Genomic DNA, 12,756 nt, shown 5'->3' on the forward strand with positions numbered 1-12,756 from the left:
GCCGGCTGCCGGCGCCACTCCTGCTACACCCTCCGGGCGAGGTGCTGATTGAACTCCCGCGACTGGCCGATCCGCACCAAGCTGACCGCGCTGGTCGTCGTCCCGGTGGCCGCCCTGCTGACACTGTGGATCTTCGCCACCACCCTGGCTCTCGGCCCCGCTCTCGACCTGCTCGCCGCCGGCACCCTGCTGCGGGAGCTCGGCATGCCCGCCGACCGGGTGGTGGTCGAGCTGCAACGGGAGCGCCGGCTTTCGGTGATCCAGCTCGCCAGCGCCGGCGAGGTGGCCGAACTGCGCGACCAACGGCCGCGGACCGACCGGGCAGTGGCCGAGCTGCGACAACGGGCCGGCAGCAAGGACCTGCGGGACGCCGCCGACGACCTGGTCGACGCCCGCGTCGACCGGCTCTTCACCGCCCTGGAAGGGCTCCCCGCCGGCCGACAGCTCATCGACCGGCGGCAGCTGGACCGGGCCAGCGCGCACGGTCTCTACACCGGAATGCTCACCGCGACGTTCCAGACCTTCTCCGCCATGGCTGCCCTACCGGACCGTGGCCTGAACCGGCAGGCGCGGGCGCTGAGCTCGCTCGGGCATGCCCGCGACCTGCTCGGCCAGACCGACTCGCTGGCGGCCGGCGCGTTCGCCGCCGGCCGGTTCGCCCGGGGCGAGCACGCCGCGCTCGTGCAGACCATCGGCCAGCACCGGTACGCCACCGCGATCGCCGTCGACGACCTGCCGGGCCCCACCCGTAGCGCCTTCCACCACCTCATCGAGGGCGAGGACTTCCTCCGGCTACGGCAGATGCAGGACGAACTGATCGCCGCCGACCCGGACGCCCCGCCGCCGGTGGACGCGCGGACCTGGCAGGCCACCCACGACGTCGTCCAGCGCCACCTGCGTGACTTCGAGCTGGCCGAGGCGAAGGCGCTCACCGAGCGGTCGGTGCCGGCGGCCCTCGGCATCCTCGCCCGGCTCGCCGCCGCCGGGCTGCTCGGTCTGGTGGCCGTCGTGGTCTCCCTGACCGTGGCGCTCCGGGTCGGCCGCTCGCTGGTCCAGCGGTTGACCTGGGTCCGGACGGCCGCCACCGAGCTGGCCGAGCAGCGGCTGCCCGACGTGGTGGCCCGGCTGCGCCGGGGCGAGGAGGTCGATGTCGTCCGGGAAGCCCCGCTCCTTCCGGAGTTCGGCACCGACGAGATCGGCCAGGTCGGGCAGGCGTTCGGTGCCGTGCAACGGACCGCCGTCGGGTCGGCGGTGGACGAGGCGGCCCTGCGGCACGGGCTCAACGAGGTCTTCCTGAACATCGCCCGGCGCACCCAGGGGCTGGTGCACCGGCAACTCGCCCTGCTCGACCGGATGGAACGCCGAACCGAGGACCCGACGGAACTGGCCGAACTGTTCCAGGTTGACCACCTCGCCACCCGGATGCGTCGGCACGCCGAGGACCTGGTCATTCTCGCCGGGGCGGCCCCGGGGCGGGGCTGGCGCAACCCGATCCCCGTGCTCGACGTGATCCGGGGCGCGATCTCCGAGGTCGAGGCGTACCACCGGGTGGACATCACCCTGGTACGGCCCGCCGCGGTGGTCGGTAGGGCCGTCGGCGACGCGATCCACCTGCTGGCCGAGCTGGTCGAGAACGCCACCTCCTTCTCGTCACCGCGCACCCGGGTGCAGGTCCGCGGCGAGCTGCTGCCCCACGGGTACGTCGTCGAGGTCGCCGACCAGGGCCTCGGGATGACCGCCGACGCGATCGAGGAGGCCAACCGCCAGCTCGCCCGCTCCCCGGAGTTCGACCCGACGGTCAGCGCCCGACTCGGTCACTTCGTGGTGGCGCGGCTCGCGGCCCGGCACGGTGTCCAGGTGCGCCTGCGGCCCGGCGCGCGGGGCGGGGTGACCGCTGTCGTGCTCCTGCCGTCCGAACTGGTGACGGCCGAGCCGCCCCGGCCGGCCGACGACCGGTCGGGTCCGGAGCGGATGGCCAAGGTGACGAAGCTGAGCACCCTACCCCGGCCCCGTCCGGCCCGCTCGACCCGTCGGCGGTCGGAGTCCCCCTCGGTGGTGCCGCTGGCGCCGGCGCGGCTGGGGGCGACGGAGCTACCGGTCGGCCCGGACGGCTTGCCCCGCCGGATCCGGCAACGTGGCCCGGCCCGACAGCCCCGGCGGCCGGTCACCGCCGAGCCGACGGCGCGCACGCCGGAGCAGGTACGGGCGGCGATGACGGCGCTCCAGTCCGGCACCGAGCGGGGGCGACGCGGGACCGCCTACCCGATCCCGTCCACCGAGGGTGTCGACGCGCCCACGGTGCCGACCATGCCGGTCGTGCCGGCCGGTCCGACGGCGGACCAACCGACCACGGAGCTACCCCGGGTGCGGCCCGGCGAAGCGACCGTCGAAACTGTCAGCGGAACGGAAAGGGACGGGTAGTGGTGCAACCCACGAGGCAGGCGGCCGATCTCGACTGGCTGCTGGACGAACTGGTGGACCGGGTACCGGCTGCGCGCCAGGCGGTGGTGCTCTCCGCCGACGGGTTGCTCGTGGGCTCCTCCGCCGGGCTGGACCGGGACGCGGCCGAGCACTTCTGCGCCATGGCGTCCGGCTTCGCCAGCCTGGCGAAGGGAGCAAGTCGACACTTCGCCGCCGGTCCGGTCCGGCAGACGGTGGTCGAGATGGAGTCGGCGTACCTCTTCGTCACCGCCGCCGGCCGGGGCGCGTGCCTGGCCGTGCTCAGTGACGCCGACACGGACATCGGCCTGGTCGCCTACGAGATGGCGATGCTGGTGAACCGGGTCGGCGAGACGCTGAGTACCCCGTCCCGATCCGCCGCGGGCGTGCTCGATGCAGGCTGAGTCGCCGGGGCCCCGGCACGAGTGGCTGGACGACGAGGCCGGGCCCGTCGTCCGCCCGTACGCGGTCACCGGCGGTCGGGTGGCGCCCGCCGTCGGTGAGTTCGACCTGGTCGCGTTCGTGCTGGCCACGGGGGATGTCGACCCGGACGGCCACCCCCAGTTGCACCCGGAACACCGACACCTGGTGGAGTTGGCGGCCGAGCCGGTGTCGGTGGCGGAACTCGCCGCGCACCTCGACCTCGCCATCGGCGTGGTCCGGGTGCTCCTCGGCGACCTGCTCACCGGCGGACTCGTCACCGTGCACGAGCCGCCGACCACTGCGTACCTTCCCGACGACAACATCCTCAAGGCGGTGGCGAATGGACTCCGTGCACTCTGACCGTGACGGAGCCGGCCAGCGGGTTCCGCTGGCACTGAAGATCCTGATCGCGGGAGGCTTCGGTGCCGGCAAGACGACCCTGGTGAGTGCGCTGAGCGAGGTCCGTCCGTTGCAGACCGAGGAGGTGCTCACCAGCGCCAGCATCGGGACCGACGACACATACGGCGTGGAGGGCAAGAACACCACCACGGTCGCCATGGACTTCGGTCGGATCACCATCAACGAGGACCTCCAGGTCTACCTCTTCGGCACGCCGGGGCAGGACAGGTTCTGGTTCCTCTGGGACGAACTCGCGTTCGGCGCGCTCGGCGCGGTGGTGCTCGCCGACACCCGTCGGCTGGCCGACTGCTTCCCCTCGGTGGACTACTTCGAGCAGCGGGGTATCCCCTTCGTGGTCGGGGTGAACTGCTTCGACGGGGCCCGCCGGTTCAGCCTCAACTCCGTACGGCAGGCGCTGGACCTCGACCCGGACGTGCCGCTGGTGCTCTGCGACGCCCGCGACCGCCAGTCCGGCAAGCTGGTGCTGGTCGCCCTGGTGGAGCACGTCGCCGCCCAGCGCGGCGAGACGGTCGCCGGATAGGGGCCGGGGCGGAAAATCCGGGAACCGGGTTCACCGACGGGTGATCGCGGGAAGGCTGGTGGGATCGACCCGGACGAGAGGAGAGGCGACACCGTGACCGACCAGCGGGACGTCGTCCACATCGGCGGCTACACCAGGGAGAGTGACGGGAAGGGCAGCGGCATCGTCGCGGCCCGGCGGGACCCGGCCACCGGCGCGCTGACACCGCTCGGCACGGTGGCGGTCACCGCGTCACCGTCGTTCCTGGTCCGCCACCCCACCCTGCCGGTGCTGTACGCGGTGAACGAACTGCCGGAGGGGCAGGTCAGCGCCTGGCGGATCGCGCCGGACGGTGACCTGACCCCGCTGGGTACCGGCGACACCGGCGGCGCCGAGCCCTGCCACCTGGCCGTCATGCCGGACGGCCGGCACCTGATCGCGGCCAACTACGGGGGCGGAAGCGTGGCGGTCTTCCCGCTCGACGAGGCGGGCGTGCCGGCCGGGCGGAGCGACCTGGTGGTGCACGAGGGGCACGGGGCCGACCCAGGGCGCCAGGGGTCGCCGCACGTGCACATGGTCTCGCCGGACCCGGCCGGAGGGCCGCTCTACGTCGTCGACCTCGGCACCGACTCGGTGTACCGGTACGACCTGGCGGCCGGTCGGCTGGTGCCCCGCGACCCGCAGGTGCGGACGCCCGCCGGAACCGGTCCCCGGCACCTGGCCCGGCACCCTGACGGACGGCGGGTCTACCTGGTCGGCGAGTTGGACGGCACGGTCACCGCGCTGGACCGGGACGCCGAGGGCGCGTTGCACCAGCGGGGCCGGGTGCCGGCGAGCGGGCGGACCGGTCACGTCCAGCCGTCGGAGATCGCGGTGGGTCCGCAGGGGCGGTTCCTGTACGTCGCCAACCGGGGGGTCGGCACGCTGGCCGTCTTCGCCATCGACGGTGAGCTGCCGGAACTCGTCGCCGAAGTGGACACCGGCGGGGAGTGGCCCCGGCACTTCGTCTGGTCCGGGCGCGACCTCTACCTGGCCGACCAGCGGGCCGACATGGTCCGGACGTTTCGCGTCGATCCGGCCACCGGCGTGCCCGAGCCGGTGGGTGAGCCGGTGCCGGTGCCGAGCCCGACCTGCGTCCTGCTCTGAGGTGTCTGCGCACCATTGATCACACAGCGTAACCGTTCTCCACGAAACCGCAGGTCGACTGTTCCTCCTGCGTGACTTTCGTCCGAACGGTGGTAGCCGCGACGTTCACCAGTCCGCAACATGGTCAGAGTGTCGGGCCGCCATCGCATGCGTTCGGGTTTTCGCGGAGCAGGCGCCGTCGCCTCGGCGACGGCGCTTGCCGTCGTCGCCACCGGGGCGTGGTTCGGCTACCGAGAGTTCACCGGACCGGCCTGCTCCGGGCAGGTCAAACTGACGGTCGCGGCCGCGCCCGAGATCGCGCCCGTGGTGCAGGCCGCCGCCGGGCGGTGGGTGGCCGAGGGCGCGGCGGTCGACGGCACCTGCGTCGCGGTCGAGGTCTCGACGCAGGAGCCGGTCGAGGTGGCGGCGGCGGTGGCCGGCAAGCACGGCGTCACCCTGCCCGGGGTGGGGCAGGCCAGCGGTACGGCGATCACCCCCGACGTCTGGGTGCCCGACTCGTCGACCTGGCTGCTGCGCATCAAGAACAGCGGCGCGGCCGCCTTCGACCCGACCAACGGCGCGTCGATCGCCCGGAGCCCGGTCGTGGTCGCCATGCCGGAACCGGTCGCCACCCGGCTTGGCTGGCCGCAGCAGAAGCTGACCTGGGCGGACCTGGTGCGGCAGATGAACACCGACACGAAGCTGCGGACCGGGATCGTCGAACCGACCCGGGACGCCGCCGGCCTGGCGGGGCTGCTCGCCCTGACGGCGGCGGCGGGCAAGAGCGGGAGAGACAGCCAGCAGGCCCGGACGGCGGCCCTGCGGGCGCTGGCCACCGGACGGTCCGCACTGCGGCAGGACCTGCTCGCCCGGTTCCCCCGCTCCACCGACCCGGCCGCCCTCGCCGCCGGTCTCGGCGCCGCCGCCCTCTCCGAAGAGGACGTGATCGCCTACAACCGGACCCAGCCGCCGGTCCCGCTCGCCGCGCTCTACCTGGATCCGGCGCCGATGGCGCTGGACTACCCGTACGCGGTGCTGCCCGGGATCGAGCCGGCCAAGGCGTCCGCCGCGGCCGGCCTGTTCGGGGCGCTCACCGCCCCGACCTTCCCGGACCGGCTGGTCGGACAGGCGCTGCGCGGGCCGGACGGGGTCGGCGGTGCCGGCTTCCAGGCTCCGGTGGGGGCACCGGCCGGCGGCCCGGCACCGCTGGCCGCCGGTGGCGGCACGGCGGCCGGCGGGCCGGACCCGTCGGCGCTCGACGCCGCCGTGTCCGGCTGGTCGGTCGCCACCCAGTCCGGTCGGATGCTCTGCGTGATCGACGTCTCCGGCTCGATGCGGCAACCGGTGCCGACCGCCGGCAACGTCTCCCGCGAGCAGGTCACCGTCGCCGCGGCCCTGCGGGGTCTCGATCTCGTCGACGACTCGTGGGCGGTCGGGCTGTGGACCTTCTCCACCGAGATGGTGGGCAGCCGCGACTACCGGGAACTGCTCCCGATCGGGCCGCTCTCCACCCAGCGGAGCAAACTGAGGACCGCGCTCGGTTCGATCCGCCCCACCCAGGACGGCGACACCGGCCTCTACGACACCGTGCTCGCCGCCTACCGGACGGTGCAGGACGACTGGGAGCCCGGCCGGGTCAACTCGCTCGTGCTCTTCACCGACGGCAAGAACGAGGACGCCGACGGGATCGGCCAGCGGGAACTGCTCACCGAACTGGCCCGGCTCGCCGACCCGGAACGACCCGTCCAGGTGGTGATCATCGGTATCGGCGGGGACGTCAGCCGTACCGAGCTGGAGGCGATCACCAAGGTCACCGGCGGCGGGGTCTTCGTCACCGAGGACCCGAACAAGATCGGTGAGATCTTCCTCCGGGCGGTCGCGCTCCGTCCGACCGCGCCGCGCTGACCGAAGCGCCGGCTCCCCGCCCGCGCCGTCCAATCTAAGTTCCAGCAGCCCATCCCGCCCCGCCCACGCCAGCAGCCCGGGCACCCCGTCCCGCCCCGCCCACGCCAGCAGCCCGGGCACCCCGTCTCGGTCCGGCCCACGCCAGCAGTCCGTCCCCGTCCCCGTCCCCGTCCAGTCCGGACCACGTCAGGGGTTCCGGGCAGCCCGACCCGCGCAGGGATCAAGCCTGACCGCCCGGAGCGGGTCGGGCTGCCCGGAACCCCCACCCACCCACCCACCCACCCGGAGCGGACTGCCCGGAACCCCACCCGGTCGACCCGAGGCAGGCGATGGTGTCCACATCAGATGGTGCTACTGACGGCATTCTGTCGGTGGCTACCGGGAACAAGGCCTGTCGGGGGAAGATGTGCGGGTGCTCCGCACCACCGGCCGACCCAGGGCCGGTCCTGGCGGAGCGCTACCTGACGCTACTGGGGAGGGTCGTTTGACCTCGGCGCTGCTGACCCCCGCCTCGGCGTCGTCCAGGTTCGCCGGTGACCGGCCGGCACGGGCGACCCGGGCCGACGAACGGGCCTACGTCCGCACCTTGGTGCTGCTCGACACCGCCATGATCGCCGTGGCCGTACTGGTGGGGTACGTCACCCGGTTCAGCGAGTACGAACCGAGTGGCTCCGAGGTGCCGTACGTCCTGGTGGCCCCCGGGCTGGTGATCGCCTGGCTGCTCTCCCTCAAGATCCTGCGCTGCTATGACGACCGGGTCCTCGGCTACGGCGCGGACGAGTACCGCCGGGTCACCTCCGCCAGCCTCCGGCTGGCCGCCACGATCGCCATCACCGGCTACATCGCCGACGTGGGCGTCTCGCGCGGCTTCCTCGCCATCACCCTGGCGGTCGGCACGGTCCTGCTGCTGGTGGCCCGGTTCGCCGCCCGCAAGCGGCTGCACCTCGACCGGTGCCGGGGCGCCGGCTGGTCGCGCCGGGTGCTCGCGGTCGGCGACACCCCGCACGTGCTGGAGCTCGTGCACACCCTGCGCCGCGAGCCGTACGCCGGCTACCACGTGGTGGGCGCCTGCATCCCGGACGCCTTGCTCGCCCCGGTCCCGCAGCGGCTGGGGGACGTGCCCGTCGTCGGGTCGATCCGGGGCATCCCGGAGGCCGCCGCCGCGATCGGGGCGGACACCGTGGCCATCACCGCCTCCGCCGAGCTGACCGCGACCCGGCTGCGTCGGCTCGGCTGGCAGTTGGAGGGCACCGGGATCGACATGGTGCTGGCCCCGGCGCTGACCGACGTGGCCGGCCCGCGCATCCACACCCGGCCGGTCGCCGGGCTGCCGCTGATCCACGTCGAGGCCCCCGAGTTCCGGGGAGCCCGCAAGCTGGTCAAGGGGCTCGTCGACCGCTCGCTCTCGCTGCTCGCGCTGGCGCTGCTGGCGCCACTGCTGGCGCTGATCGCCCTGGCGATCCGGCTGGACACCCCCGGCCCCGTCCTGTTCCGGCAGACCCGGGTCGGCCAGGGCGGACGCGAGTTCGGCGTGTTCAAGTTCCGCACGATGGTGGTCAACGCCGACGCGATGCTCGCCGAGTTGGCCGCCCGCAACGAAACCGACGGGCTGCTGTTCAAGATGCGCGACGACCCCCGGGTGACCCGGGTCGGCCGGCTGCTGCGCAAGTGGTCCCTGGACGAACTGCCCCAGCTCGCCAACGTGCTGATCGGACACATGAGCCTGGTCGGTCCGCGCCCGCCGCTCCCGTCCGAGGTGGCCCGCTACGACGGCGACGTCGCCCGCCGGCTGCTGGTCAAGCCGGGCATGACCGGGCTCTGGCAGGTCAGCGGACGCTCCGACCTGAGCTGGGAGGACGGCATCCGGCTCGACCTGTACTACGTGGAGAACTGGTCGCTGGCCGCCGACCTGACCATCCTGTGGAAGACCTTCGGCGCGGTCCTGCGCAGTCGCGGCGCGTACTGAGGCGGTCGTGCACAGTCGCGGTGCGTACAGAGCCGGCCGGGACGGGCCCGGCCGGGCCCGCCGGGCCTGCGGCGCTGCCTGGCCGGTCAGGGCTGGGGACCGGTCCAGTCCAGGCACACCACGACGGCGTCGTCGACCAGGTCCCCGGCGACGAACGCCCGCAGGTCGCCGATGAGTGCCCGGACGGCGTCCAACGGTGCCATCGGGCCGGTCCGGCGCAGGAAGCGGGCCAGCGCCGACTCGCCGTACCGGACGTCCTGCCCGGCGGCCTCGACCACCCCGTCGCTGAGTACGAAGATCCGGTCGTCCCGCTCCAGGTGGAGCCGCTGGGGCTGGTAGTCGGTCCCGTCGAACATGCCGAGCGGGAACTGCGGCACCAGCGGCAGCTCGTCGACCTCGCCCCGGCGCAGCAGCACCAGCCGGGGCGATCCGGCGTCGACCACGGTCACCGCTCCGGCGCGCAGGTCCAGCTCGATCAGGAGCACCGAGAGGTACTGGTCGCCGTGGTGCATCGCGTAGACCGCCTGGTCGGCCAGGGCGGCCTGGTCGGCCAGGGGCAGTCCGGCCCGCCGGGCGTTGCGCAGCGCGTGTACGGCGAGGGAGGTCAGCATGGCGGCGGCGACGCCCTCGCCCGTCCCGTTGACGACCGACAGCCAGAGCCGATCGCCGTCGTCGGACCAGTCGAAGCTGTCGCCGCGCACCGCGTACGCCGGTTCGAGCTGCCCGGCCAGGCTGAACGAGGGCCGGATCCGGCTGCGCCCCGGCAGCAGTTCCCACTGCATCTCGGCGGCGAGGGTGAGCCGCCGGCTGCGCCGGGCCGTGCGGTAGACGTCGGTGCCATCCGACACGGCGGCCAGTTCGTGCCCGAGCGCGGTGGCGATTTCGGCGAGGTCGGCGACGACGGTGCGGTCGTCCGGCACCGGGGTCAGCCGGAGCACGCCGCGCCGCTCGCCCCGCATCCCGACCGGGAAGTAGCCCGTTCCGGCGGCAAGGATCGGCTCCTGGTGGTCGAAGCAGCGCCAGGCCGGGTGGCCGGGCTCGGTCAGCGGCTCCCCCTCGCGCAGCGGCAGCAGCACCGACAACCGGTAGTCGACCTGGAACAGCTCGGCGCTGGTGATCGCGTACGACCGGGCCAGCTCGGCGGCGACCCGATCCAGCAGGAGATCCGTTGGTGCGTCGGTCAGGACACGCCGTGCCTGGTTGACCGGTTCGCTCATGGTCGCTCCTTCTGACAGCCCGACCACCTGCGGGTCAGGGGTAGTCTCAGGCACACGATGGCCGAGGAACCCCGTCCGCCGGAACCAGAAGCGAGTATGGTCGCCGCGCTCGACGACGCGGCGGCCACCCTGCTGTCTGTGTGGGAGGAAGCACGGGAGCGGACGACGGACCGGCTCTCCGTCGCGCAGCTACGGGCCGTCATGGTGGTGGAGCAGCACGACGGGATCAACCTCCGGCGCCTGGCCACCCTCCTCAAAACGCTGCTTCCCTCAGCCAGCCGGCTGTGCGACCGGCTGGTCGCCGCCGGCATGCTCGAGCGGGAGCCCGGCCGGTACGACCGGCGGGAGATCGCGCTGCACCTGACCCCGGAGGCCGCGCGGTTCCTCGCCGAACTGCGGGCCGCCCGGCAGGCGCGGCTGGCCGAGGTGCTCGCCGGAATGAGTCCGGCCGGTCGGGAGGCACTGCGGCACGGACTCGCCGAGTTCCGGGCGGCCGCCCGCCGGTCACCGCCGGCCGACCGGGCCCACGCCGCGCCTGACGAACTCCAGGCACCGGCCGACCAGGTCCATGCCCCCGCCGACGAACACCAGACACCGGCCGACCGGGCCCCCGCCCCCGCCGACGAACACCAGGCACCGGCCGGGCCGCACCTCGCCCCGGTCGACCCGCACCAGGCACCGGCCGGGCCGTACCGGGTGTACGAGCCGTCGGCCCAGGCCACGCCGGGCGATCCGGGTGCGGGGGCGGGCCAGCGCGCCCCGGTGTCGGCACCCCGCGGCCCGGCGAGCGGACCGGGGCCGGCACGCCCGCTGGTCGCCGCTCCGCCTCCGGCGCCCCCCACCGCCCGCCCCGCCTGACTTCCACCGATGCCACGACGGAACCATCGGGCGTAGCCACCGGACGCGCGGGCGTCGGGCGCATGACGGTGCGAGCGGCCCCGGCGACCACCGGTCCCGGTGACCATCGGTCAGGGCCGGGCCGAGGGCGGGGTGACGGGGGTGATGGCGAGCATGGCGATGTCGTCCTGGCTCTGGCCGTCGAACCACTTGTCGAGCAGTCGCAGTACCCGGTCGACCACGGCCCGGGGCGGCAGTCCGGCCCCGTCGGCCAGCGCCTGGCGCAACCGGTCCTCGCCGAACATCTCGAGCGCCCCCGGGCCGCCGCGTGCCTCGATCACCCCGTCGGTGTACGCCAGCAGCAGTTCACCGGGTGCCAGCCGGATCCGCGTCTCGACGAACCGCGCGTCGCTGAGCGCGCCGACCGGCATCCCGCCGACCGGGACCGGTCGGACAGCCCCGTCGACCCCGACGACCAGCGGGGCCGGGTGACCGCCCCCGGCCACGCGCAGGCACAGCGCGCCGTCGGCCTCGGTGGTGAAGGTACCGAGCAGCAGGGTGGTGAACTGGCTGCGCCGGGTCGCCTCGGGCGCGTCGAACAGGGCCCGGTTGAGCAGGGCCATCAGCTCCAACGGACGCTGTTCGACCAGGCGCAGGGTCTGCAACGACTGGCGTACCCGGCCGGTGAGCACGGCCGCGCCGACGCCCTTGCCGCAGACGTCGCCGAGGGCGAAGGTGCCGCCGTCGGCGGTGGCCGAGACGGCGTAGAAGTCGCCGCCGATCCGCAGGCTGTCGCCGGCCGCGCGGTAACCGCCGGCCAGCGCCACGCCGGGGATCTCGGGCAGTTCGGGCGGGAACAGGCTCGCCTGGAGCACCCGGGCCAGGTGGGTCTGCTCGCCGTGCAGGTCGGCGGTGACCAGGGCCGCCCCGGCCCGCGCGGCGAACTCCCGGGCGACCTCGACGTCCCGCTGGTCGAAGCCACCCTGGCCCGGCCGGCGCATCATGACCAACGCCGCGCCGTTCGTCCCGATCATCGGAGTGACCAGGACGGCGCCGGACCGGCCGAAGTCCTCCGGCAGCACCCGACCGAGTTCGGCGAGTTCGGTGTCGAGCCACGGGGTGGCGTCGACGTGGTCCCCGTCGAGTGCCTCGGCGAGCCCGGGTACCGAGTCGGCCAGGTCGGCCGGTCCGCTGCCGAACACCGGCTCCAGGTCGCCGTCGGCGAAGCGTACCCAGAGCGGCTCAGCGTCGGGTGGCGCCGGCAGCGGCGGTCGGTGGATCACCACCGCGGCGTCGGCGAGGTACGGCACGACCAGCGTCACCGCGGCCCGCAGCGTCTGGTCACGGTGCAGGGAGAGCCCGAGTCGGCTGCCGGCCTGGGCGAGGAAGGCGGTGTGGGCGCGTTCGGCCCGTAGCGCGTCGGTGCGGGCCTGCTCCTCGGTGACGTCCCGGACGTACCAGGCGCAGCCGTTGGCGCGCAGCGGGCGGCAGATCCCGCGCAGTCGCCGCCCCCGGTGCTCGGCCTCGAAACCGGCCGCCCCACTGCGGGCCGCCTCGGCCAACGCCGGCACGGCGGCCAGCGCCAGCGGGCCACCGGGGGTGACCTCGGGCAGCAGTTCGGCGGCCATCGCGTTGGCCAGGGTCACCACGCCCCGGGAGTCGACGGTGACGACCGCCTCGGCCAGCCCGTCGAGCAGTTCGCGGGCGAGCGCGGCGTCGGTGGGGACGGCGGCCTTCCCGGCACGGCGGTGAGCGGAGTCGGTGGGTTCGCCACCGACCGGGCTGGGGCGGCCGCCGCGTCGGGTGGTGGTCACCATCGCGCGCCGGCTGCCCTGCGCCACCGACCTGTGCCCATGCTGGAAGGAACTCCTCGCCTGCGGATGGTTGCCTTGCGGCAAGGGTACCGAGGAGATCGCTCGGTCGCC

General features: G+C 74.1%; 10 protein-coding genes. 8 read left to right on the plus strand and 2 right to left on the minus strand.

The annotated features are described in order from the left end of the window. Positions 1-48: 48 nt before the first annotated feature. The 7 genes from GA0074692_RS31285 to GA0074692_RS31315 all read left to right on the plus strand — a co-directional run bounded on the left by GA0074692_RS31285 (position 49) and on the right by GA0074692_RS31315 (position 8,777). Positions 49-2,421: a sensor histidine kinase gene (locus GA0074692_RS31285; protein WP_091651337.1), complete on the plus strand. Its 2,373-nt coding sequence runs from the start codon at positions 49-51 to the stop codon at positions 2,419-2,421. Beyond that, complete coding sequence (locus GA0074692_RS31290) at positions 2,421-2,843, plus strand: roadblock/LC7 domain-containing protein (RefSeq protein WP_091651342.1); 423 nt, start codon at positions 2,421-2,423, stop codon at positions 2,841-2,843. The genes GA0074692_RS31285 and GA0074692_RS31290 overlap by 1 nt, the downstream gene beginning before the upstream one ends. Further along, positions 2,833-3,222 (plus strand): DUF742 domain-containing protein, encoded by a 390-nt coding sequence (locus GA0074692_RS31295; protein ID WP_091651347.1) that lies wholly within the window; start codon positions 2,833-2,835, stop codon positions 3,220-3,222. The genes GA0074692_RS31290 and GA0074692_RS31295 overlap by 11 nt, the downstream gene beginning before the upstream one ends. Next, positions 3,203-3,802, plus strand: a complete 600-nt coding sequence (locus GA0074692_RS31300) for a GTP-binding protein (RefSeq protein WP_091651351.1) — start codon at positions 3,203-3,205, stop codon at positions 3,800-3,802. Before GA0074692_RS31295 ends, GA0074692_RS31300 begins: the two co-directional genes overlap by 20 nt. A gap of 93 nt (positions 3,803-3,895) precedes the next feature. Next, positions 3,896-4,927 carry a lactonase family protein gene (locus GA0074692_RS31305; protein WP_091651354.1) on the plus strand — a complete coding sequence of 344 codons (1,032 nt, stop codon included), beginning with the start codon at positions 3,896-3,898 and terminating at the stop codon, positions 4,925-4,927. Positions 4,928-5,074: 147 nt separating this feature from the next. Continuing rightward, the gene (locus GA0074692_RS31310) at positions 5,075-6,811 is read left to right on the plus strand and encodes a VWA domain-containing protein (protein WP_091651357.1); all 1,737 of its coding nucleotides are present in this window, start codon (positions 5,075-5,077) and stop codon (positions 6,809-6,811) included. Positions 6,812-7,307: 496 nt separating this feature from the next. After that, the gene (locus tag GA0074692_RS31315; RefSeq protein ID WP_245730786.1) at positions 7,308-8,777 is read left to right on the plus strand and encodes a sugar transferase; all 1,470 of its coding nucleotides are present in this window, start codon (positions 7,308-7,310) and stop codon (positions 8,775-8,777) included. A gap of 86 nt (positions 8,778-8,863) precedes the next feature. Here GA0074692_RS31315 and GA0074692_RS31320 read toward each other — a convergent pair whose 3' ends face one another. Continuing rightward, on the minus strand, positions 8,864-9,994 hold the full coding sequence (locus GA0074692_RS31320; protein ID WP_091651364.1) for a PP2C family protein-serine/threonine phosphatase: 1,131 nt from the start codon (positions 9,992-9,994) through the stop codon (positions 8,864-8,866). A 57-nt stretch (positions 9,995-10,051) separates the two neighbouring features. Here GA0074692_RS31320 and GA0074692_RS35465 point away from each other — a divergent pair, with 57 nt between their 5' ends. Then, positions 10,052-10,852 (plus strand): MarR family winged helix-turn-helix transcriptional regulator, encoded by an 801-nt coding sequence (locus GA0074692_RS35465; RefSeq protein ID WP_245730537.1) that lies wholly within the window; start codon positions 10,052-10,054, stop codon positions 10,850-10,852. A gap of 110 nt (positions 10,853-10,962) precedes the next feature. Here GA0074692_RS35465 and GA0074692_RS31330 read toward each other — a convergent pair whose 3' ends face one another. Further along, the gene (locus GA0074692_RS31330; RefSeq protein WP_245730538.1) at positions 10,963-12,672 is read right to left on the minus strand and encodes a PP2C family protein-serine/threonine phosphatase; all 1,710 of its coding nucleotides are present in this window, start codon (positions 12,670-12,672) and stop codon (positions 10,963-10,965) included. Positions 12,673-12,756: the final 84 nt, after the last annotated feature.

Origin of the sequence: Micromonospora pallida (genome assembly GCF_900090325.1) — a bacterium.
GTDB lineage: Bacteria > Actinomycetota > Actinomycetes > Mycobacteriales > Micromonosporaceae > Micromonospora > Micromonospora pallida.

What these genes read in the sequence shown, in the direction of transcription:
- GA0074692_RS31310 (WP_091651357.1), top strand. Translation starts at nt 5,075, where the DNA reads ATGCGTTCGGGTTTTCGCGGAGCAGGCGCCGTCGCCTCGGCGACGGCG.
- GA0074692_RS31295 (WP_091651347.1), top strand. Translation starts at nt 2,833, where the DNA reads ATGCAGGCTGAGTCGCCGGGGCCCCGGCACGAGTGGCTGGACGACGAG.
- GA0074692_RS31300 (WP_091651351.1), top strand. Translation starts at nt 3,203, where the DNA reads ATGGACTCCGTGCACTCTGACCGTGACGGAGCCGGCCAGCGGGTTCCG.
- GA0074692_RS35465 (WP_245730537.1), top strand. Translation starts at nt 10,052, where the DNA reads ATGGCCGAGGAACCCCGTCCGCCGGAACCAGAAGCGAGTATGGTCGCC.
- GA0074692_RS31320 (WP_091651364.1), bottom strand. Translation starts at nt 9,994, where the DNA reads ATGAGCGAACCGGTCAACCAGGCACGGCGTGTCCTGACCGACGCACCA.